This is a genomic window from Acrocarpospora phusangensis, assembly GCF_016862995.1.
Classification (GTDB): Bacteria; Actinomycetota; Actinomycetes; order Streptosporangiales; family Streptosporangiaceae; genus Acrocarpospora; species Acrocarpospora phusangensis.
In genome coordinates, this window is sequence record NZ_BOOA01000008.1 from 143,976 (window position 1) to 164,348 (window position 20,373).

The 20,373-nt window shown below is 72.0% G+C and carries 17 protein-coding genes; 14 read left to right on the forward strand and 3 right to left on the reverse strand.

What is annotated here, in order from left to right; genetic code table 11:
• The first annotated feature begins 17 nt into the window (after positions 1–17).
• The 5 genes from efp to Aph01nite_RS07255 all read left to right on the forward strand — a co-directional run bounded on the left by efp (position 18) and on the right by Aph01nite_RS07255 (position 3,818).
• Positions 18–578: an elongation factor P gene (gene efp / locus Aph01nite_RS07235; protein WP_204039968.1), complete on the forward strand. Its 561-nt coding sequence runs from the start codon at positions 18–20 to the stop codon at positions 576–578.
• Entirely contained in the window at positions 578–988 is a 411-nt protein-coding gene (gene nusB / locus Aph01nite_RS07240) for a transcription antitermination factor NusB (RefSeq protein WP_204039969.1), read from the forward strand. The genes efp and nusB overlap by 1 nt, the downstream gene beginning before the upstream one ends.
• A 50-nt stretch (positions 989–1,038) precedes the next feature.
• Positions 1,039–1,746 carry a methyltransferase domain-containing protein gene (locus Aph01nite_RS07245; protein ID WP_204039970.1) on the forward strand — a complete coding sequence of 236 codons (708 nt, stop codon included), beginning with the start codon at positions 1,039–1,041 and terminating at the stop codon, positions 1,744–1,746.
• A gap of 284 nt (positions 1,747–2,030) precedes the next feature.
• Positions 2,031–3,263 (forward strand): DNA polymerase IV, encoded by a 1,233-nt coding sequence (locus Aph01nite_RS07250; RefSeq protein ID WP_373872268.1) that lies wholly within the window; start codon positions 2,031–2,033, stop codon positions 3,261–3,263.
• 159 nt (positions 3,264–3,422) lie between these two features.
• Positions 3,423–3,818 (forward strand): SCO2097 family morphological protein, encoded by a 396-nt coding sequence (locus Aph01nite_RS07255; RefSeq protein WP_204039971.1) that lies wholly within the window; start codon positions 3,423–3,425, stop codon positions 3,816–3,818.
• 61 nt (positions 3,819–3,879) lie between these two features.
• Here the strand turns inward: Aph01nite_RS07255 and Aph01nite_RS07260 are convergent, their stop codons facing one another.
• From Aph01nite_RS07260 to Aph01nite_RS07270, 3 genes are read right to left on the reverse strand one after another with little or no spacing between them, the layout of a single operon-like run.
• Positions 3,880–6,441: a transglutaminase TgpA family protein gene (locus tag Aph01nite_RS07260; RefSeq protein WP_204039972.1), complete on the reverse strand. Its 2,562-nt coding sequence runs from the start codon at positions 6,439–6,441 to the stop codon at positions 3,880–3,882.
• Entirely contained in the window at positions 6,441–7,673 is a 1,233-nt protein-coding gene (locus tag Aph01nite_RS07265; RefSeq protein ID WP_204039973.1) for a DUF58 domain-containing protein, read from the reverse strand. The genes Aph01nite_RS07260 and Aph01nite_RS07265 overlap by 1 nt, the downstream gene beginning before the upstream one ends.
• A gap of 13 nt (positions 7,674–7,686) precedes the next feature.
• Positions 7,687–8,673 (reverse strand): AAA family ATPase, encoded by a 987-nt coding sequence (locus Aph01nite_RS07270; RefSeq protein ID WP_204039974.1) that lies wholly within the window; start codon positions 8,671–8,673, stop codon positions 7,687–7,689.
• Positions 8,674–9,138: 465 nt separating this feature from the next.
• On the opposite strand from Aph01nite_RS07270, the gene mraZ reads away from it, so the two are divergent.
• The 9 genes from mraZ to ftsW all read left to right on the forward strand — a co-directional run bounded on the left by mraZ (position 9,139) and on the right by ftsW (position 20,371).
• Positions 9,139–9,570, forward strand: coding sequence for a division/cell wall cluster transcriptional repressor MraZ (gene mraZ / locus Aph01nite_RS07275; RefSeq protein ID WP_204039975.1), 432 nt, complete (start codon positions 9,139–9,141; stop codon positions 9,568–9,570).
• Positions 9,571–9,873: 303 nt separating this feature from the next.
• Positions 9,874–10,839: a 16S rRNA (cytosine(1402)-N(4))-methyltransferase RsmH gene (gene rsmH / locus Aph01nite_RS07280; RefSeq protein ID WP_204039976.1), complete on the forward strand. Its 966-nt coding sequence runs from the start codon at positions 9,874–9,876 to the stop codon at positions 10,837–10,839.
• Complete coding sequence (gene ftsL / locus Aph01nite_RS07285; protein WP_204039977.1) at positions 10,836–11,528, forward strand: cell division protein FtsL; 693 nt, start codon at positions 10,836–10,838, stop codon at positions 11,526–11,528. The genes rsmH and ftsL overlap by 4 nt, the downstream gene beginning before the upstream one ends.
• Before the next feature lie 485 nt (positions 11,529–12,013).
• Entirely contained in the window at positions 12,014–13,729 is a 1,716-nt protein-coding gene (locus Aph01nite_RS07290) for a peptidoglycan D,D-transpeptidase FtsI family protein (protein WP_204040012.1), read from the forward strand.
• A 70-nt stretch (positions 13,730–13,799) separates the two neighbouring features.
• A complete protein-coding gene (locus tag Aph01nite_RS07295) occupies positions 13,800–15,317 on the forward strand; it encodes a UDP-N-acetylmuramoyl-L-alanyl-D-glutamate--2,6-diaminopimelate ligase (protein WP_204040013.1) in 1,518 nt (505 codons plus the stop codon).
• On the forward strand, positions 15,314–16,681 hold the full coding sequence (locus tag Aph01nite_RS07300) for a UDP-N-acetylmuramoyl-tripeptide--D-alanyl-D-alanine ligase (RefSeq protein WP_204039978.1): 1,368 nt from the start codon (positions 15,314–15,316) through the stop codon (positions 16,679–16,681). The genes Aph01nite_RS07295 and Aph01nite_RS07300 overlap by 4 nt, the downstream gene beginning before the upstream one ends.
• Positions 16,678–17,754, forward strand: coding sequence for a phospho-N-acetylmuramoyl-pentapeptide-transferase (gene mraY, locus Aph01nite_RS07305; RefSeq protein ID WP_204039979.1), 1,077 nt, complete (start codon positions 16,678–16,680; stop codon positions 17,752–17,754). The genes Aph01nite_RS07300 and mraY overlap by 4 nt, the downstream gene beginning before the upstream one ends.
• On the forward strand, positions 17,736–19,136 hold the full coding sequence (gene murD / locus Aph01nite_RS07310) for a UDP-N-acetylmuramoyl-L-alanine--D-glutamate ligase (RefSeq protein WP_204039980.1): 1,401 nt from the start codon (positions 17,736–17,738) through the stop codon (positions 19,134–19,136). The genes mraY and murD overlap by 19 nt, the downstream gene beginning before the upstream one ends.
• Positions 19,133–20,371, forward strand: coding sequence for a putative lipid II flippase FtsW (ftsW, locus tag Aph01nite_RS07315; RefSeq protein ID WP_204039981.1), 1,239 nt, complete (start codon positions 19,133–19,135; stop codon positions 20,369–20,371). The genes murD and ftsW overlap by 4 nt, the downstream gene beginning before the upstream one ends.
• Positions 20,372–20,373: the final 2 nt, after the last annotated feature.

The following is a 20,373-nucleotide window of genomic DNA, read 5'->3' on the forward strand; positions in this document are numbered from 1 at the left end:
GCAAGCAGGAGAACCACGTGGCGACGACGAACGACCTCAAGAACGGCCTGGTGCTGAAGCTCGACGGCGGCGAACTCTGGGCCGTCGTGGAGTTCCAGCACGTCAAGCCCGGTAAGGGCGGCGCGTTCGTCCGTACCAAGCTGAAGAACGTGATGTCCGGCAAGGTGGTCGACAAGACCTTCAACGCCGGCGTCAAGGTGGACGTGGCGACCGTCGACAAGCGCGAGATGCAGTTCTCGTACATGGACGGCGGCGAGTTCGTGTTCATGGACACCGAGACCTACGACATGCTCAACGTCTCCCGCGCCTCGGTCGGCGACGCCGCCAACTACCTGCTGGAGAACATGACCGCCACGGTCGCGATCAACGAGGGCAACGTGCTCTACGTCGAGCTGCCCGCCGCGGTCGAGCTGCTCGTCGCCGAGACCGAGCCGGGCCTGCAGGGCGACCGCTCCACCGGCGGCACCAAGCCCGCCACCCTGGAGACCGGCGCCGAGATCAAGGTGCCGCTGTTCATCACGACCGGCGAGAAGGTCAAGGTCGACACCCGCACCGGCGACTACCTCGGTCGCGCTTGATGTCAGCCCGGGGGAAGGCCCGCAGGCGAGCCCTGGACATCCTCTTCGAGGCCGAGGCCAGGGACCGGAGCCCGCTCGACGTGCTGGCCGAGCGGATCGAGCGGGCCGAACCACCCGTGAACGAGTACACGGTCACCCTCGTCGAGGGGGTGACCCGGCATCTCGCCCGGATCGACGAGCTCATCTCGACCTACGCCGAGGGCTGGAGCATGGAGCGCATGCCCGCGGTGGACCGCAACGTGCTGCGCGGCGGGACGTACGAGATGCTCTGGTCGGCCGAGGTGCCCGAGGGCGTGGTGATCAGCGAGTGGGTGCACCTGGCCGGCGAGCTCTCCACCGACGAGTCGCCCCAGTTCGTCAACGGCATCCTGGCGCGCTTCAAGCAGCTCAAGCCCTCCCTGGTGCTGTAGCGGCGTAGGCTGGTCGCCTGTCCGGGCAGCTCTGGGGAGGAAACATCAAGGTGCGGCAGACAGTCGTGTGGGACGCGCTGCGCGCGGTGCTGGCCGAGCGGGCCGCCGCCACCGGGCGGGAGACGCTGGACATCGTGGACGCAGGCGGCGGCACCGGCGGGTTCGCCGTGCCGCTGGCCGGGCTCGGGCACGCGGTCACCGTGGTGGACCCGACGCCCGACTCGCTGGCCGGTCTCGAGCGGCGGGCCGCTGAGGCGGGCGTGGCGGTCAAGGGCATCCAGGGTGATGCCGGAGACCTCGGCGAGCTGCTCGCGCCCGGCAGCGCGGATCTGGTGCTCTGTCACAGTGTGCTGGAGTACGTGGAGGATCCTGCCGCCGCGCTGGCCGCGATCGGCGGGTTGCTGCGGCCCGGCGGTGTGCTGAGTGTGCTGGCGGCCAATCCGGTGGCGACCGCCATTCATCGGGCTGTGTCCGGGAACTTCGGTGAGGCGCGGCAGGTGCTGGGGGATCCGGCGGGGCGTTGGGGTGAGAAGGATCCGACGCCGCATCGGTTCACCGCGGACGCGCTGGCGGGGCTGCTGGGTAAGGCCGGGTTGCGGGTGGCCGAGACGCATGGCGTACGGATCTTCGCGGATCTGGTGCCGAGTCGTTTGGCCGAGGGTGACCCGGAGGGGCTGGCGGCTCTCGAACGTGTCGCCGCCACCCATCCTGTGCTCCGTGACGTCGCCACCCAGTTGCATCTCGTGGCTTATCGATAAGGGGCGAGGTCAGGGGGTTCTCCCACCCACCCACCCTTTTCGAGCTGGCGCTCGGCCTTCCCCGGCGGCGGTCGGGATCAGGGGGTTCGCCCACCCTTTCGCTGGCGCTTGGCCATCCCCCGGTGGTGGCCGGGGCCAGGTGGTTCGCCCATCTTTTCGAGCTGGCGCTCGGACATCCCCGGCGGCAGCCGAGATCATGTGGTTACCCTTTTGAGTCGGCGCTTGGCCTTTCCCGGCAATCAAGCGCTGTGGATGTCGAATGGATGTTCGGATAGGCTGGGGGCGTGTCCAGGAAGCAGATGTTGCCGAGTGGTCGCGGGGGGCTCGCGGATGACGCGGGCTGCCCGATTCTGCACGTCGACATGGACGCGTTCTTCGCCAGTGTGGAGTTGATGAGCCGGCCCGAGCTGCGCGGCCTGCCGGTCGTCATCGGCGCCGCAGGGGCGCGCGGGGTGGTGCTCAGCGCCACCTACGAGGCCCGCAGGTTCGGCGTGCACTCGGCCATGCCGATGACCCGGGCCAGGCGGCTGTGCCCGCAGGCGGTGGTGATCCCGCCCAGCCACGGCAAGTACGGCGCGGTCTCCGCGGGCGTGATGGAGATCTTCCACGCGATCACCCCCGAGGTGGAGCCGCTCTCGGTGGACGAGGCCTTCCTGGACGTGAGCGGGGCCCGGCGCAGGCTCGGCTCCCCGGCCGTGATCGCGGCCATGATCCGCGAGCAGGTGGCCGAGCGGTTCGGGATCACCTGCTCGGTGGGGGTGGCGAGCACCAAGTTCGTGGCCAAGCTGGCCTCCCGCGAGTGCAAGCCGGACGGGCTCCTGGTGGTCGCCGCCGACCGGGTGACGGAGTTCCTGCACCCGCTGCCCGTGGCGGCCCTGTGGGGCGTCGGAGAGCGCACGGAGCAGGCCCTGGTGCGGCTGGGCATCCAGACGGTCGGCGATCTCGCCCAGGTGCCCGTCACGACCCTGCGGCGCGAGTTCGGCGTCGCCGGGGCCCACCTGCACGCGCTCGCCTGGGGGCGGGACGAGCGCGCGGTGGTGCCGCACACCCCGGACAAGAGCATCGGCAACGAGGAGACCTTCGCCCAGGACGTGGACGATCCCGTGGTCATCGAGCGGGAACTGCTGCGGCTGGCGGAGCGGGTGGCCGCCCGGCTCAGGGAGGCCGGTCTGATAGGGCGTACAATCAGTGTGAAACTGCGCCGGTCGGATTTCACCACGATCACGCGGTCTCGCACCCTGCGCGAGGCCACCGACGTGGCCAAGGAGATCCACGCGACCGCCTGCGAGCTCTACCGGGCCGCGGGTCTGCAGCGGATTCGGCTGCGGCTGGTGGGGGTCCGGATGGAGAATCTCCGACCGGCGGGCACCGCGACCAGGCAACTGGGCCTCGGTGATCGGGAGACGGGCTGGCGGGAGGCGGAACAGGCTATGGACAAGGCGATCCGGCGTTTCGGTCCGGATGCGGTGCGCCCGGCGTCGCTTGTTCGCCCGCCGTTTGGTCCAATGGATCTATGACGTCACCTCCGGTTTGGACCGCGCTTGTGGACGTTGTGACCGTTTTCTTTCGTCTACGTCTACAGACTCGTATTCTGGGGATAACCGACCGCAGGGTTCGGACACCCCGTGTCGTCCGTTGCCGTCTTCCCCGTACTGGGGCTGTCCTTGGGAGGCGCCGTGCCGCTGTCTGAGCACGAGCAGCGCTTGCTCGACCAGATCGAGCAGGCCCTCTACGCCGAGGACCCGAAGTGGGCCAATACCGTCCGGATCAGTGATCCGCGCAGCCATTACAAGCGCCGCCTGGTGAAAGCCTCCATCGGCTTCACGCTCGGCGTCGTCCTGTTGATGGTCGGCGTCGTGTCCAACACGATCTGGCTCGGCGTCGCCGGCTTCGTGGTCATGCTCGCGACCTGCCTGTGGGGTCTGTCGAGCTGGAAACGCATGAACGGTTTCGGCGGAGAGACCACGTCCCCTGCCGCTCCGCCCCAGGGTGGTGGCCGCCGCGCGGGCCGCCGTCCGGGATTCATGGAGCGCATGGAAGAACGCTGGCGTCGCCGTAACGACGAGAGATAACGAAGCAGGACGCGACAAGAAGGAAGGCCCGGGGGTTTCGAGGCCCCCGGACCCTTTGTTGTTACCAGCGCCGAGTTCCGGCCAGCGGGCGATCCGCTGCGGGCTCGGCCTTCTTGGTGTCCCCGGTGCGCCCGGTGTGTCGCGGGCGCGTCCGGCGCCACAGCCGCCAGGGCCGCCAGCCGGTTCCCTCCAGCCGGTCGAACCCGTCCAGCAGGCCCTCCCCGACCGCCTTGACCCGCAGCAGCGCCGACACGGGCGCCAGCACGGCCCCGAGCCTGCGCTGCCAGGAGACGGTCGCGGCCAGCGCGGCGCGGGCCACCTGGAGGTCCTCGGCCAGCGGGGCCGCCTGCGCCGGGGTCCTGGCGTACCGCAGCCGCTCCTCGGCTGAGGAGATCTTGCCGATGGCCGCCGCGGCCTCCCGGTCCAGCTCGTACCGCTCGGTGAGGCGGCGGCCCAGCGCGCGCGGGGTCTCGCTGCCCTGCCGGGCCATGCCCAGGTCGGTGAGCGTGTCGCAGAGCTCGGCCCAGGCCGCCTCCACCGCCGGGACGGTGAACTTGGCGGGGTCCGCCTCCGGCAGGTCGTCGGGGTCGGCGGCGGAGCCGATCTCGTCGACGGTCCACCCGTGCGATTCGGGTTCTTCCCGTGTGCTCACTTCGGCGGACCCAAACCCGGCCGCGCGGGTCAGGATCCGCCGCCGCCACAGCCGCAGCACGAGCCGCATCAGCGCCGGCACGAGGGAGAGCAGCAGCGCCACGCCCACCCCGATGAGGATCTTGACGTAGAGCGGCAGGCCCGGGTCGGCGGCCGGTCCCGACGAGCCGGCGAACGGGTCCTCCAGCTCGCGGAGGTTGCGGGCCGCCTCGGAGTCGGGCCCGGTGGCGCCGGTCGCCCCGGGGGACGGCGCCGTGGAGGCGCCCGCCGACGGGCTGGCCGTCGGGGTCACCGGCAGTGAGTACTGCGGCACCCGGGCGGTCGCCTGGCCGCCGCCGCCCGCCGGCGTGGGCTCGAACCTGAGCCAGCCGGCGCCCTCGAAGTAGAGCTCGGGCCAGGCGTGCGCGTCGTGGGTGCGGACCACCCACCGGCCGTCGATCTTCGAGCCGCCGGTGTAGCCGATCGAGACCCGGGCCGGGATGCCCAGCATCCGCGCCATCACGGCCATCGCGCTGGCGAACTGCTCGCAGTAGCCGGCCCGGCTGTTGAGCAGGAACTCGGCCAGCGCCTCGTTCCCCGAACCCCGCGTCTGCAGGCTGTACGCGAACTGCCCGGTCTCGGTGAACCACTCCTGGAGCTTGATCGCCTGCTGGTACGCCGACGCCGCCCCCTCGGTCACCTCGTACGCCAGGTCCTGGATGCGGGGGTCGAGCCCGCGCGGCAGCGACAGGAACCGGGACTGCACCTCGATCGGCGCCGCCGGCGCGGTGTCCAGCGCGTCGTACGTCGGCCGCAGGTCCATGCCGGTCACCCGGTACTCCAGACCGGCCGCCTCGTCCCTGGTGGAGAAGACCATCAGCGTGCTCCGGTCCGCCCGCCAGTCGCCGTCCACCTCCACCTGCGTGGCCGGGTACGGCAGCGGCAGGAACCGCAGCTCCTCGATCTCGTCGCTGATCCGCAGGGTGGTCTCGGTCCTGGTGGCGGGCGTGCTCGGCGACAGGCCGGGCACCGGCGGCATCGGCCCCTCGTCCAGCCTGTCCTCGGGACGCCCTTTCAGCGAGCTGGGCCTGAACTGCCGGCCGTCGAACACGTCCAGGGAGTAGATGCGCAGGTAGCGCGGCGTGTCGTCGGCCGAGGTGTAGCTCATCACGGTGGCGTTGACCGGCTGGGTGAGCTGGCCGCTGAGCTTGGCCACCGCGTCGGGGATGCCGACGTTGTTGCCGCCGCCGCCCAGGCCGTTGCCCACGCCGAAGCCGAACAGCGGGGCCGGGACGAGGGTCGGGATGAGCGCGGGGACGGCGATGGCCAGCGCGATCGCGGTCACGCCGACCCGCTTGCCGGACAGCGCCAGCTTGCCCGCGTCCGCGGTGGTGGTGGTCCTGGAGCGGCGCACCAGCACGGCCCGGCCCCAGTGGCTGACCCGCTCGCGGCCGTCGGCGACCAGCAGCCCGACGTAGCCGAACGCCCCGATCACGAAGGCCGGCCAGCCGATCGGCTCGTTCAGCACGGCGGCCGGCACGGTGAACAGGGCCAGCAGCGGGAGCCCGGCCAGGGCCGCCTTGCGCAGCCGTACCGCGAACAGGTCCACGAGGACGGCGATGAGGGCGATGCCGCCCGCGGTGAGCAGGCTGATGCCGGGGTTGGCGGGCACCGGGGCGGCGAACCGCTGGATGTCGTCGAACCCGGTCAGCAGGTGCTCGGCGAGGGTGAGCAGCGAGTCCTTGGTGGGGATGAAGGACAGCCAGGCGTCGTCCCTGGCGTACAGGACGGTCAGGAAGACCCAGGCGCCGCCGAGCATGCCGACGGGGGCGAGCCAGGGCGGGAGCGCGAACCGGCTGACCAGGGTGGCCACGGCGGTGGTGACCAGGAGCACGCCCAGGCCGGCCCAGAACCACGCGCCCTCCGCGAAGAGGGGGTAGAGGGTGAGCGAGACGGCTCCGGTGGCCAGTCCCGCCGAGATCGGCAGCCGCATCACGCCGCGCTCCTCTTGTAGGCCGCGTCCGGCCAGACCGACGCCAGCGACGCGCCGGCGGGCAGCCGCAGCACCCGCCACCCCGTGCCGGCCAGGATGGCCTGGGACTGTTCGAACCGCTCGTCCACCTCGTGCGTCTGCTCCCAGGTGGAGATCTCCAGCATGACCGCGACGCCGGTCATGTGGCCGTGCCTGAGCCGGGCCAGCGCCTGCGCCTCCTCGGGCTCGATCGCGCCGAGGACGGCCACGATGAGGCCGTCGCCGCCGCCCTGGCGCAGCGCCGCGACGCCCTGGTCCAGGCCGCGGGACTGGCTCTGCCGCACCACCGCGAGGGTGTCCAGCAGCGACCAGGAGACGCCGGTCTCGTGCAGGTGCTGGGGGCCCTGGTCGGTGACCAGGCGCAGGCCGAGGCCCTCGTGGGCCAGGTGCACGCCGATGGACGCGGCGGCCGAGACGGCCACCTCGAAGGAGGAGCGCGGGCCCTCGCCGCGGTGGGCGGCGCGCCGGGTGTCCAGCAGGAGGGCGCCGCGGCTCTGCCACTGCTGCTCCTCCCGGCGGACCATCAGCTCGCCGTACCGGGCGGTGGAGCGCCAGTGCACCCGGCGCAGGTCGTCGCCCTGGCGGTACTCGCGCGGGGCCACGTCGTCGTCGCCCGCCGCCGCCACCGACCGGGTACGGCTGTCGCCCCCGCCGGTCCACTCCCCGGACAGCCGCACGTGCGGCAGCGGGACCACCTGCGGGGTGACCACCAGCGTGTCCGTCACGGTGAACGTCCTGGCCAGTTCGACCAGGCCGAACGGGTCGGTGATGCGGATGGCCAGCGGGCCGATGGTGAACCGGCCGCGCAGGTCGGAGCGGACCTTGTAGTCGATCTCGCGGACGCCCTTCGCCTCCACCCGGTCCAGCACGAAGCGGGGGCGGGTGCCCAGCGCGTACTGCAGGGTGTCCTCGATGAGGAGCAGGCCGGTGGGCAGGCGGGTGACGTTCTCCAGGCGGAGGGTGACCGTGCTGTCGTTGCCGGCCTCGACCCTGGCCGGGTCGAGGCGGCGGGCGCAGCTCAGCCGGTACCGGGTCCTGGCCACCACCATGGCGGCCAGCAGCGGCAGCGCGGCGATCAGTACGGCCACCCGGAGCAGGTCGTGCTCCCCCAGGAAGAAGGCGCACAGCAGAGCCGCGAAACCCGAGGCCAGGAAGGACCGGCCCCGGGAGGTGAGCGCCTTGAGCCCGGTCATTTCGCGAGCCCGCTCATTTGGTGTCCGGCACCGGCACGCGACGGACCAGCTCGGTCATCACCTGCTCGGGGTGCCGGCGCTGACCCTGGGCCTCCAGGCTGGGCAGCAGCCGGTGCGCGAGCACGGGGACGGCGAGCTCCTGCAGGTCGTCCGGGATGACGTAGTCGCGGCCGGCCAGGGCGGCGTGCGCCCGGGCGGCTCTGACCAGGTGCAGGGTCGCCCGCGGGGAGGCCCCGAGGCGCAGGTCGGTGGAGTGCCGGGTGGCGTCCACCAGGTCGATCGCGTACTTCTTCACCGACTGGGAGACGTAGACCGCGCGGACGGCCCGGATGAGGGCCTGCACCTCGGCGGTGCCGGCCACCGGGTCGAGCTTGGCGAGGGGCTGCGGCGCGCCGTGCACGTCCAGCATCTCCAGTTCGGCGGCCGGTTCGGGGTAGCCCATCGCGATCTTGACGGTGAACCGGTCGCGCTGGGCCTCCGGCAGGGGATAGGTCCCCTCCATCTCGATCGGGTTCTGGGTGGCGATGACCATGAACGGCGTCTCCAGCTCGTACGTCACGCCGTCCACCGTCACCTGGTGCTCCTCCATGCACTCCAGCAGCGCGGACTGGGTCTTGGGGGAGGCCCGGTTGATCTCGTCGCCGACCACGATGTTGGCGAACACCGGGCCGGGCTTGAACTCGAACTCCCTGGTCTGCTGGTTGTACGCGCTCACCCCGGTGATGTCGCTGGGCAGCAGGTCGGGGGTGAACTGCACGCGCCGGACGGGACAGTCGATGGATCGTGCCAGCGCCTTGGCCAGCATGGTCTTCCCGACCCCCGGTACGTCTTCGATGAGGAGGTGGCCCTCCGCGAGCAGGACCGTCAGCGTCAGCCGGACGACGTCGCCCTTGCCCTCGATCACCGATTCGATCGCGGCGCGGATCCGGTGCGCTACCTCGACCAGATCCTCAAGCCGTTCCGCGTCGACGTCGGCGTCGGCGCCGTGTGTTACTGCCACCAGGCCTCCAGAGGCGTGCCGTATTGCTGGGGGTTTGCCATTCCTTATCCATTGTGTGTACCGACACTATGCCGCGAGAGGTTCCTAGGCGACTTTGTCGAAACAACCCTGAACTGCCCCACAGTGTCGTGAACTTGCTTCTCGATCGGGTGGTACGGATGTCCGAATTCCGTGACATGGGGCTATCCGATGCTGGTAATGGGCTTGATCCGCCCTCTTCCGGGGATGCGGCGGAATCGTCGCTTCGGTGTCAAGTAGCCCCCGCGACACGCCCAAACGCGGGGTATGCGGGCGTGGTCCGCCCCACTTCACTCCACCCTCGTTGACCTGCGGAAACGCGAAGTTAACGCCTTCTCCATACCGTTTGAATCAGTTGACGGTGGGGAGAAGTGGAGTATGGTGGAGCCCAGTGGAGGACCGTGGCTGCAGAGCTAGGTGTTCCGCAAGGTACGGGAGGTGGGGCCGGTGTTCCTCGGCACCCATCAGCCGCGCCTCGACGACAAAGGACGACTGTTCCTGCCGGCGAAGTATCGCGAGGAGCTGGCGGAGGGTCTTGTGATCACCAAAGGCCAGGAGCGCTGCCTCTACGTCTTCCCCGTAGAGGAGTTCCAGCGGCTTACTGAGGCTTTGCGCACCGCGCCGGTGACCGCCAAGGCCGTCCGCGACTACAGCCGGGTCTTCTTCGCCAGCGCATCCGACGAAACGCCCGACAAGCAGGGGCGGATCACCATCCCCCCGAGCCTCAGGCTGTACGCGGGACTGGAACGTGACTGCGTCGTCATCGGAGCCAACACCCGTCTCGAGATCTGGGACGCGCAAGCCTGGGAGACCTACCTGGCCGAACAGGAGCCGGCGTTCGCCGATCTGTCGGAGGAGGTGTTGCCAGGAATCCTGTGACCGGTGATCAGCCGTCCCTGGCGGTGATCGGGAAATCCGATTGACCGGGACAGCGGGCGTACTGATCTTATTGTGACCCGTCGGTGACGTTCGGCGAGGTCTCCACCCGCACCCTTCGGGCAGCTGATGCACCTTCCCCGGTGTCAGGTGCCGCGAGCAGTGGTCTGCGGATGGGGACCTGGCCGGACGGGTCGGCTCCCCGGGACCTCCGGACGGAGCCGGCTCAGGGGTGGGGTCTTGTTCACCGAGGGTGGAGCCGCATGACCGCGAGCTTTGAAGCGGCAGTTCGTTGGGGGTTGAACGATGTCTGAGGATATTCAGCAGCCGGGCGGGCACGTCCCGGTCCTGCTGGGCCGTGTGCTGGAGTTGCTGGCACCGGCTCTCACCGGGCCCGACCCGGTCGTCGTCGACGCCAACCTCGGCCTCGGCGGGCACGCCGAGGCGCTGCTCGCCGCCCATCCCGCGCTGCGCCTGATCGGGATCGACCGCGACCCCTTCGCCATCGAGAGGTCCACCGAGCGGCTGGCGCCGTACGGGGAGCGGGTCACGATCGTGCGCGCGGTCTCCGACGAACTCGCCGAGGTGCTGTCCGATCTTGGCCGCCCGGTCGTGAACGGGGTGCTGTTCGACCTGGGGGTTTCCTCGCCCCAGCTGGACGAGGCCGAGCGCGGGTTCGCCTACTCGTACGACGCCCCGCTGGACATGCGGATGGATCGGGAGCAAGAGCTTACCGCGGAAAAAGTGGTGAACACGTACCCGCCGGGGGAGCTCACCCGGATCCTGCGCGACTACGGCGAGGAGCGCTTCGCGGCCCGGGTGACGGGGCTGATCGTCAAGGAGCGGGCCAGGGAGCCCATCACCTCGACCAAGCGTCTCGCGGACCTGGTCAGGCAGGCGATCCCCGCGGCCACCCGGCGGACCGGGGGAAACCCCGCCAAACGGACTTTTCAGGCGTTGCGTATCGAGGTGAACGCGGAGCTGTCGGCGCTGGAGACGGCGCTGCCGGCCGCCCTCGACGCGCTGGCCGTGGGCGGGCGGGTGGTCGTGCTCGCCTACCACTCCTTGGAGGACCGGCTCACGAAGCAGGTCCTCACGGCGCGAACCAGGGACACCGGCCCGCCCGGGCTGCCGGTCCCGCTGGAGGCCCATCAGCCTCGGTTCCGCCTCCTGACGAGGGGAGCAGAGCTCCCGGACGACGACGAGGTGGCCCGCAATCCGCGGGCGGCCTCGGCCCGGATGCGGGCGGCAGAGAGGATCCGCCAGGGATGACGACCGACCAGGACAGGCGGCGCGCGGGCGCCGAGGCGCGGACCAGGGCACGGGTTCCTGGCCGCATGGTTCCAGGGCGTACGGTTCCGGAGCGCGCGGCGAGTATGGCGGGCACGGCGGGCACAGCCGCGGCCGCCAAGGCGCAGCCTGCCCCCGTGCGGCCGGCGGCGGCCAAGCCCGCCGTGCAGCCGGGGGCTCCGCAGGCTCCGGCGAAGCCGCCGGTGAAGTCGCGGCCGAAGTCCCCGCTCGACCCCCGGCCCAAGGCGGAGTCCAGGGCGGAGTCGGCGGCCCCCAAGGTCGCGGTGAAGGCCGGGGCGATCCGGGCCTCCGGGCGGCGTCCGCCGCGGGCGCCGTTCGTGCTGCTCGTGGTCGGGCTGCTCGGCGGCGGCCTGGTGAGCCTGCTGCTGCTCAACACGGTGCTCGCCCAGGACTCCTTCAAGTACAACGAGCTGCGCCGGATCACCGAGCAGCTGCACCAGCAGGCCGACGCCGAGAACAACCGCATCCGCGAGGCGCAGCAGCCGACCAGGCTGGCCGAGCGGGCCGGCCAGGCGGGCCTGAAGCCGGACGTCTCGGCGCCGGAGTTCGTCGGCGACGGCATGCACCCGGCCAGCCTCGGTGAGCGCCTGCCCGACGAGGACGGCGGCTCCGGCGCCCCGGCATCGACCACGGAGGGCACGCAGCGGTGAAAGACGGCGGCGGCCGGCCGCCCAGCGCCGGCCGCGGCGGTCCGGGAGGCGGTTCCACGGGCGGCCCTGGGGGAGGCCCCGGGGGCGCCCGCCGCACTCCCGGCAGCCCGCACGATCGTTCGGGCCGCCCCAGGCCGCCTCAGCCCCGCCCGGGGCCCCCGCGCGAGCCCCGGGTCCCGGGGCAGCAGCGCCCTGCCCAGAACCCGCGGGAGGGCCAGGCCCAGGACGCCCAGACCCGGCCGGCCCAGGGCCGTGACGCCCAGCAGGCGGGCCAGAACCGGAACCCGCAGGGCAAGACGACGCCCCAGGGCAAGACGCCTCCGGGCAGGACGTCTCCGGGCAGGGATCCCCAGGGCAGGGACGCGCAGGCTCGTGACCCCCAGGCTCGTGACCCCCAGGGCCGTACCGGGCCGGGCGGGGGAGGGCGGGGGCGAGGCGGGCCGCCGCCGCGCCCGTCCGCGCGCCCGCCGGCCCGTCCGCCCGCCATGCTCCGGCTGGGCGACCCGTCGCGGCGCATCAACGTCGCCCTGGTCGTGATGGCCTTCGTGCTGTCCCTGTTCGCCGGCCGCCTGGTCCAGCTGCAGGGCCTGGACTCCAAGGCGTTCCAGGCCAAGGCGGCCCAGCAGCGCGTGCAGCCGGAGACGCTGCCCGCCAGGCGCGGGTCCATCACCGACGTCAACGGCCACGAGCTGGCGCTCACCTCCGAGGCGCGGGAGATCTACCTCGATCCGTACGAGGTGCGGCCGAACCAGCGGGACCTGATCGCGACCACCCTCGCCACCGAGCTGGGCAAGCCGAAGGAGGAGATCGCCGCCAAGCTGGCCCAGGCCGACAAGCGCTACCTGGTGGTGGCCAAGGACGTGGACCCGCTGCGGGCCCGCAAGATCATGGGCCTGGGCTTCCGCGGGGTCGGCTCCAAGGCCACCTACCGGCGGCTCTACCCGGGCGGTTCGCTGGCCGGCGGCCTGGTCGGCTTCGTCGGCGACGAGGGCTTCGGCCTGGAGGGCCTGGAGCAGGCGAACAACAAGCTGCTCGCCGGCCAGGACGGCCAGCAGAGCATCGAGATCGGCCGCGACGGCCAGCGCATCCCGATGACCCGCAGCACCCGGGTGGCCCCCGTGCCCGGCCGCGAGCTGCGGCTGACCATCGACCGCTACATCCAGTGGGCCGCCCAGCAGGCCATCGCCAAGCAGGTGAAGGCCACCGGCGCGCGCAGCGGCAGCGTGATCGTGATGGACACCAGGACCGGCCAGATCCTGGCCATGGCCAACGCGCCCGAGGTGGACCTGCGGTCCTGGCAGAAGGTGCCGGCCGAGGACCGGGGCAACCGGGCCGTGGCCGAGGTGTTCGAGCCGGGCAGCACCAACAAGGTCATCACCGCCGCCGCGGCGCTGGAGGCCGGCGTGGTGGCCCCCGAGACGATCTTCACGGTGGCCGACCACATCAAGTGCGCCGACCGGATCCTGCGCGACGCGCACCCGCACCCGACCGAGCAGATGACGTACGCGGAGATCCTCGGCGAGTCGAGCAACGTGGGCACCATCCTGGCCGGGCAGAAGATCACCAACCAGCGCCTGTACGACATGTTCCGGTCGTTCGGCTTCGGCGCCAAGAGCGGCGGCGCGCTCCCCGGCGAGGAGGCCGGCCTGCTGCCCAAGTGGCAGGACTGGAGCGGCAGCCAGCGCTGCACCATCATGTACGGCCAGGGCATCTCGGTCACCGCCCTCCAGATGGCCAGCGTCTACCAGGCCATCGCCAACGGCGGCGTGCGGATCGCCCCGTCGATCGTGGCGGGCACCACCGACGTGCACGACCGGCTCGTCCCCGCCCCGGCGGGCAAGTCCACCCGGGTGGTCAGCGACCTGACCGCCAGGCAGCTCACCGCCATGCTGGAGGGCGCGGTCTCGGGCGAGGACGGCACCGGCAACGCGGCCGCCATCGAGGGGTACCGGGTGGCCGGCAAAACCGGCACGGCGATGCGCTATGACCAGAAATGCGCAGGTTACTGTGGCTACACGGCCACCTTCGTCGGCTTCACCCCGGCGGAGGCTCCCCGGCTGCTGGCGCTGGCCGTGATCCAGGACCCGAAGAAGGACCACTACGGCGGGACCATCGCCGCGCCCGTGTTCAAGGACGTCATGACATTCGCGTTGAAGACCAAGAAAATCCCGCCGACGGGCTCGACGGGCGCTCTGCCGTGACCCGGAACGATACGCTCTCGCCGTGAACCAGCCCGCAGCGCATCCCACGGGCCGTCCCGTGCACCATCCGATGCGTCCGTCCGCCACACCCGCCCGCCCGCTGTCGGGGCTGGCGACCCTGCTCGGCGCGCCGTCCGCCTCCGGCCGGGTGGCCCGCGGCGTGATCACCGGTGTCACCATCGACTCGCGGCGGGTCCAGCGCGGCGACCTCTACGTGGCGCTGCCCGGCAAGGCGGCCCACGGCGCCGCGTTCTCCGCCGCGGCCCAGTCCGCCGGCGCGGTCGCCATCCTCACCGACGAGGAGGGCCGGGACGAGGCCGCCGCCACCGCCCTGCCGGTGCTGGTGCTGCCGGACCCGCGCGCCCTGCTCGGCCAGGTCGCCGCCTGGGTGTACGGCCAGCCCGCCACCGACGTGCTGGTGATCGGCGTCACCGGGACCAGCGGCAAGTCCACCTCCACGTTCCTGCTGGAGGCGGGCCTGAAGGCGGCCGGGCACCGGACCGGCCTGGTCGGCGGCGTGGAGATCCACGCCGGGGACATCCGGATCACGCCCGAGCTGACCACGCCGGAGGCCAGCGACCTGCAGGGCCTGTTCGCCCTGATGCGGGAGGAGCGGGTCACCGCCGCCGCGATGGAGGTCTCCAGCCACGCGCTCGCGTTGGGCCGCGTCGACGGCATCTTCTACGATGTCGCGATATTTACGAATCTGTCCCAGGATCACCTGGACTTCCACCGGGACTTCGACGACTACTTCGCCACCAAGGCGCGGCTGTTCACCCCGGAGTTCACCCGCCTCGGCGTGGTCAACACCGACGACCCGCACGGCCGCGAGCTGGCCGGGTTCGCCAAGATCCCGATCACCACGTTCTCGGCGGCCGGGGGCCCCGAGGCGGAGTGGCGGGCCGAGGACGTGCGCCTCGGCTCGGACGGCAGCGCCTTCCGGGTGGTCGGCCCCGGCGGCATCGAGGCCGACATCTCGGTCGCCCTGCCCGGCCCCTTCAACGTGGCCAACACGCTGGGCGTGCTGGTCGCGCTGGTGGAGGCCGGCGTGCCGCTGCAGACCGCGGTGGCCGGAGTCGGCGGCTTCGCCGGGGTGCCCGGCCGGATGGAGCGGGTGCCCGCCCCCGGCGGCGACTTCCAGGCGATCGTGGACTACGCCCACAAGCCCGGCGCGGTCGAGTCGGTGCTGCGCTCGCTGCGCGAGGTCACCGAGGGCACGCTGACCATCGTGCTGGGCTGCGGCGGCGACCGGGACCGGGGCAAACGCCCGCTGATGGGGGAGGCCGCCGCCCGCCTGGCCGACGTGGCCATCTTCACCAGCGACAACCCGCGCAGTGAGGACCCGCTGGCCATTCTCTCCGCCATGATGGACGGGGCACTGGAGGTGCCGCCGCCGGAGCGGGCCCGCGTGATCGTGGAGCCGGACCGGGCGGAGGCCATCGAGCTGGCGATCTCCCGTGCCCGCCGGGGAGATGTGGTAGTTGTGGCCGGCAAGGGCCACGAGCAGGGCCAGTACGTCGCAGGCGAGGTCGTGCCATTCGACGACCGTGAGGTGGTCGCCGCCGCCATTCGCAGGAGGAACGCATGATCCCGTTGCCTTTGGGCCGGGTCGCAGAGATCACCGCGGGCGCCCTGATGGGCCAGACCGACCCCCGGGCCGTGGTGCGGGGTCCTGTCGTGATCGACTCCCGGGCCGTGGAGCCGGGCTCGCTGTTCGTCGCGCTCAAGGGCGAACGGGCGGACGGGCACGACTTCGCCGTCCAGGCGTGCGAGTCGGGGGCGGTGGCCGTCCTGGCCGGGCGGCCGGTGGACGCGCCCGCGCTGATCGTCGGCGACGTGGTCGGCGCGCTGGCGGAGCTGGCCAAGGCCGTCGTGGCGGAGCTGCCGGACCTGACCGTGGTGGGCGTGACCGGTTCGGCCGGCAAGACCACCACCAAGGACCTGCTGGCCCGGCTGACCGCGCGGGTCGGGCCCACGGTGGCGCCGGTCGGGTCGTACAACAACGAGATCGGGCATCCGCTGACCGTGCTGCGGGCCGACGCGGAGACCCGGTACCTGGTGCTGGAACTGAGCGCCCGAAATGTCGGGCATATCGCGTACCTGGCGGAGATCGCGCCGCCCCGGATCGGGGTGGTGCTCAACGTGGGCACCGCGCACCTGGGCGTGTTCGGCGGCAAGGACGTCATCGCCCGGGCCAAGGGCGAACTGGTCGAGGCGCTGCCCAAGGACGGCGTGGCCGTGCTCAACGCCGACGACCCCCTCGTGGCGGGCATGGCCGAGCGCACCGAGGCCAGGGTCACCTGGTTCGGGCGGGGCGCGGGCGCGCACATCCGGGCCGAGCACGTGCACCTCGACGAGCGGGGCAGGGCCGCGTTCACGCTGCGCACCCCGACCGGCACCGCCCCCGTCCGCCTCCGCCTGCACGGCGCGCACGCCGTCGACAACGTGCTGGCCGCCGCGGCCGCCGCGTACGAGCTGGGCCTGCCGGTGGCCACCATCGCCGAGGAGCTGTCGGCGGCCGAGCCGCGCAGCCGCTGGCGGATGGAGGTGACCGACCGGGCCGACGGGGTGACCGTGGTCAACGACGCGTACAACGCCAACCCCGACTCGATGCGGGCCGCCTTCGCGGCGCTGGACGCGATGGCCGCGGGCCGGCGCAGGTTCGCCGTGGTGGCCTCCCTCCGCGAACTGGGCGAGGAGGGTCCCGCGCTGAACGAGGGGGTCGGCAGGCTGGCCGCGGGCGCGGGCCTGGCCGGACTGATCGTGGTGGGCGAGAACGCCGGCCTGATCATGGCCGGGGCCCCGGACGCGATCTACGCGCCCGACGTGGACGCCGCCGCCGCCGAACTCGAGGCCAGGATCGCCCCCGGCGACGTGGTGCTGATCAAGGGACCCCGGGCCGCCGGCCTGGAACGGGTGGCCGCCCGCCTGCTGGGGGGTGACGCCCGGTGAGGGACATCCTCGTCGCCGCCGCGGTCGGCCTCGTGCTGTCCATGCTCGGCACGCCGCTCGCGATCCGGCTGTTCGCCCGCCGCGGCTACGGCCAGAACATCCGCGAGGAAGGGCCGTCCGGCCACTACGACAAGCGCGGCACGCCCACCATGGGCGGCACCGTCATCGTCATCGCGGCCCTGCTCGGCTACGGCGCGGCGCACCTGGCCACGCTGGCCTCGGCCAACCCGTCGCCGCCCACCGCGTCGGCGCTGCTGGTGCTGTTCCTGATGACCGGCCTGGGCATGGTCGGCTTCCTGGACGACTTCATCAAGATCTACAAGCAGCGCAGCCTGGGCCTGCGCAGCGGCGCCAAGGCGCTCGGCCAGCTGGTCGTGGGCGCCATCTTCGCGGTGCTGGTGGTGCAGTTCCCCAACGCGTACTCGATCACTCCGGCGGAGACGCGGCTGTCGTTCCTGCGGGACTTCGGGCCGTCCATCGGGCTGATCGGGTTCACCGTCTGGGTGCTGATCATGATCGTCGGCTTCTCCAACGCGGTGAACCTCACCGACGGCCTGGACGGCCTCGCCTCGGGGGCCACCGGGGTGGTGCTCACCTCGTACGTGCTGATCGGCAACTGGCAGCTGCGCAACAGCTGCACCACCGCCATCCTCGGCCCGAACTGCTACATCGTGCGCGACCCGCTGGATCTGGCCGTGGTGGCGGCGGCGGTGCTGGGCGCGCTGGTCGGCTTCCTGTGGTGGAACGCGCCGCCGGCGAAGATCTTCATGGGCGACACCGGGTCGCTCGCCCTGGGCGGTGTGCTGGCCGGTCTGGCCATCACCACCAGGACCCAGCTGCTCCTGCTCATCCTGGCCGGGCTGTGCGTGGTGATCACCTCCTCGGTGATCATCCAGGTCGGCTTCTTCAAGATGACCAGGAAACGCATCTTCCGGATGGCCCCCCTGCAGCACCACTTCGAGCTGAAGGGCTGGGCCGAGACCACGATCGTGGTCCGGTTCTGGCTGATCGCCGCGCTCAGCGCCGCCGCCGGGCTGGGCCTGTTCTACGTGGAATGGATGCCCAAGCTGTGAGGAGCTGCGTCGTCGTCGCCGGGCTGGGGGTGTCCGGCACCGCCGCCGCCCGCGGCCTGGCGCAGGGCGGGGAGCGGGTCGTCGTGCTGGAGCAGCACGAGCGTCCCATCCCTCCCGTCCTGGCCGAGCTGGGCGTCGAGGTCAGGTTCGGCGAGCAGGAGCTGCCGGCCAGGACCGAGCTGGTGGTCACCTCGCCCGGCTGGAAACCGGACCATCCGCTGCTGCTGGCCGCCGCCGCGGCCGGGATCGAGGTCATCGGCGAGGTCGAGCTGGCCTGGCGGCTGCGGCACGAGGGCGCGCCGCCCTGGCTGGCGCTGACCGGCACCAACGGCAAGACCACCGCCGTCCGCATGCTGACCTCGATGCTGGCCGCGGGCGGGGAGCGCGCGCTGGCCGTCGGCAACGTGGGCACGCCGATCGTGGACGCGGTGCTGGACCCGGGCGACACCACCGTGCTCGCCGTGGAGCTGTCCAGCTTCCAGCTGCACTGGTCGGCCAGCCCGGCCCCGAAGGCGGCGGCCGTGCTGAACGTGGCGCCCGACCACATCGACTGGCACGGCTCGCTGGAGGAGTACGCGAAGGCGAAGGCGCGCATCTTCGCCAGGGCCGAGCGGGTGATCTACAACGCCGACGACCCGTGGGCGTCCCGGCTGGCCGAGCCGTACCAGGCCGGAGGGGACGGACGGGTGGTGGGGTGGACGCTGGGGGTGCCGCGGCCCGGGCAGCTGGGCGTGGTGGAGGACCTGCTGGTGGACCGGGCCTTCACCGGGGACCCGGTGCGGTCGGCGGAGGAGCTGGCCGCCCTCTCGGACGTGCGTCCCTTCGCGCCGCACAACGTGGCCAACGCCCTGGCCGCCGCCGCTTTGGCACGGTCCTTCGGGGTGCCGGCCGAGGCCGTACGGCAGGGCCTGGCCGACTTCCGCCCGGACCCGCACCGGATCGCCCACGTGGCCAGGGTCGGCGAGGTGGACTACGTGGACGACTCCAAGGCCACCAACCCGCACGCCGCCGCCGCCTCGCTGGCCGCCTACCCCTCGATCGTCTGGATCGCCGGGGGCCAGCTGAAGGGCGCGGACGTGGACGATCTGGTACGGCGGGCCGCGCCCCGGCTGCGCGGCGCGGTGCTGCTGGGCGCCGACCGGAAGCGGATCGCGGAGGCGCTCGCGCGACACGCGGCGAATGTCCCGGTCCTTGAGGTGGCCGGGGACGACACTGGGGTGATGGATCGTGTCGTCACCGAAGCCGCCAGGCTCGCCTCCCCGGGGGACACCGTGCTGCTGGCCCCCGCGGGCGCCTCCCTGGACATGTTCTCCGGTTACGGCGCGCGGGGGGAGGCCTTCGCGCGAGCCGTGCGTGACCTGACCGGTCTGGCGGAGCGGTGACGGCCGCCGCGGAGGGCGGGCGCCGTCCCGGCTGGGCGCGGGTCCAGCTGGCGGTGCTGCGCGAGCTGCTGAGCCGCCCGCTCACCTCCTACTACCTGGTGCTGGGGTGCAGCGCCCTGTTGCTCACGCTGGGCCTGATGATGGTGCTGTCGGCCTCCAGCATCGAGGCGCTGCAGGTCAAGGGCGACCCGTTCTACTGGTTCCTGAAGCAGTCGCTCTCGGTCGCGCTGGGCATCCCGCTCATGTACCTGTGCGCGAAGGTGCCGCAGCGCTTCTTCCGGCTGGCCGGGTACCCGCTGCTGGCGCTGTCGATCATCGGCCTGGTCATGGTGATCTTCATCGGCTCGACCGAGCTGGGCGCGCAGCGCTGGATCTACATCGGCAGCCTCACCATCCAGCCGTCCGAGCCGGCCAAGCTGGCCCTGGTGCTGTGGGGCGCGGACATCCTGGCCAGGCACGCGCGCGGCCGGCTGATGGAGTGGCGCAACCTGCTGATCCCGCTGATGCCCGGCGTGGCCATCCTGGCCGTGCTGGTCATGTGGGGCCGCGACCTGGGCACCACGCTGGTGCTCATGATTATCTTCCTGGCGCTGCTCTGGGTGGTGGGGGCGCCGATCCGCCTGTTCGCCGGCCTGCTCGGCGTGCTCGCCCTGGCCACCGTCTTCATGATCATCTCGGAGGGCTACCGCTCCGACCGCATCTCCGGCTGGCTGAACACCTGGGAGAACGCCCAGACCACCGGCTACCAGGCCGCCCAGGGGCAGATCGCGATGGGCTCCGGCGGCTGGTTCGGCCTCGGCCTGGGCAGCAGCAGGCAGAAGTGGGACTGGGTGCCGCACGCGGAGAGCGACTTCATCTTCTCCATCCTGGGCGAGGAGCTCGGCCTCATGGGCACCCTCGTCGTGGTCGCCCTGTTCGGCCTGCTCGGCTACGCGGGCCTGCGCATCGCCGCCCGGGTCAACGACCCGTTCGTCCGGATCGCCTCGGCCGCGTCCGTGGCCTGGATCGTCGGGCAGGCCATCGTGAACATCGGCGCCGTCATCGGCGTGCTGCCCATCACGGGCATTCCGCTCCCGCTCGTCTCGTACGGCGGGTCCGCCCTGTTGCCGACCCTGGCCGCGCTTGGCATGTTGTTGTCGTTCGCGAAACGTGAGCCGGGTGCGGCCGAAGCGTTGGCCGCGCGGGGGCCCGGACCGGCGGCGCGGGCTCTAAGCTGGCTTGGCCTCCGGGCATAATC

Bases quoted from the DNA above. Each gene is read 5' to 3' on its own strand.
- nusB (WP_204039969.1), top strand. From the start codon at position 578: ATGTCAGCCCGGGGGAAGGCCCGCAGGCGAGCCCTGGACATCCTCTTC.
- Aph01nite_RS07260 (WP_204039972.1), bottom strand. From the start codon at position 6,441: ATGCGGCTGCCGATCTCGGCGGGACTGGCCACCGGAGCCGTCTCGCTC.
- Aph01nite_RS07265 (WP_204039973.1), bottom strand. From the start codon at position 7,673: ATGACCGGGCTCAAGGCGCTCACCTCCCGGGGCCGGTCCTTCCTGGCC.
- rsmH (WP_204039976.1), top strand. From the start codon at position 9,874: ATGTCTGAGGATATTCAGCAGCCGGGCGGGCACGTCCCGGTCCTGCTG.
- ftsL (WP_204039977.1), top strand. From the start codon at position 10,836: ATGACGACCGACCAGGACAGGCGGCGCGCGGGCGCCGAGGCGCGGACC.
- Aph01nite_RS07290 (WP_204040012.1), top strand. From the start codon at position 12,014: ATGCTCCGGCTGGGCGACCCGTCGCGGCGCATCAACGTCGCCCTGGTC.
- Aph01nite_RS07295 (WP_204040013.1), top strand. From the start codon at position 13,800: ATGCGTCCGTCCGCCACACCCGCCCGCCCGCTGTCGGGGCTGGCGACC.
- Aph01nite_RS07300 (WP_204039978.1), top strand. From the start codon at position 15,314: ATGATCCCGTTGCCTTTGGGCCGGGTCGCAGAGATCACCGCGGGCGCC.
- murD (WP_204039980.1), top strand. From the start codon at position 17,736: ATGGATGCCCAAGCTGTGAGGAGCTGCGTCGTCGTCGCCGGGCTGGGG.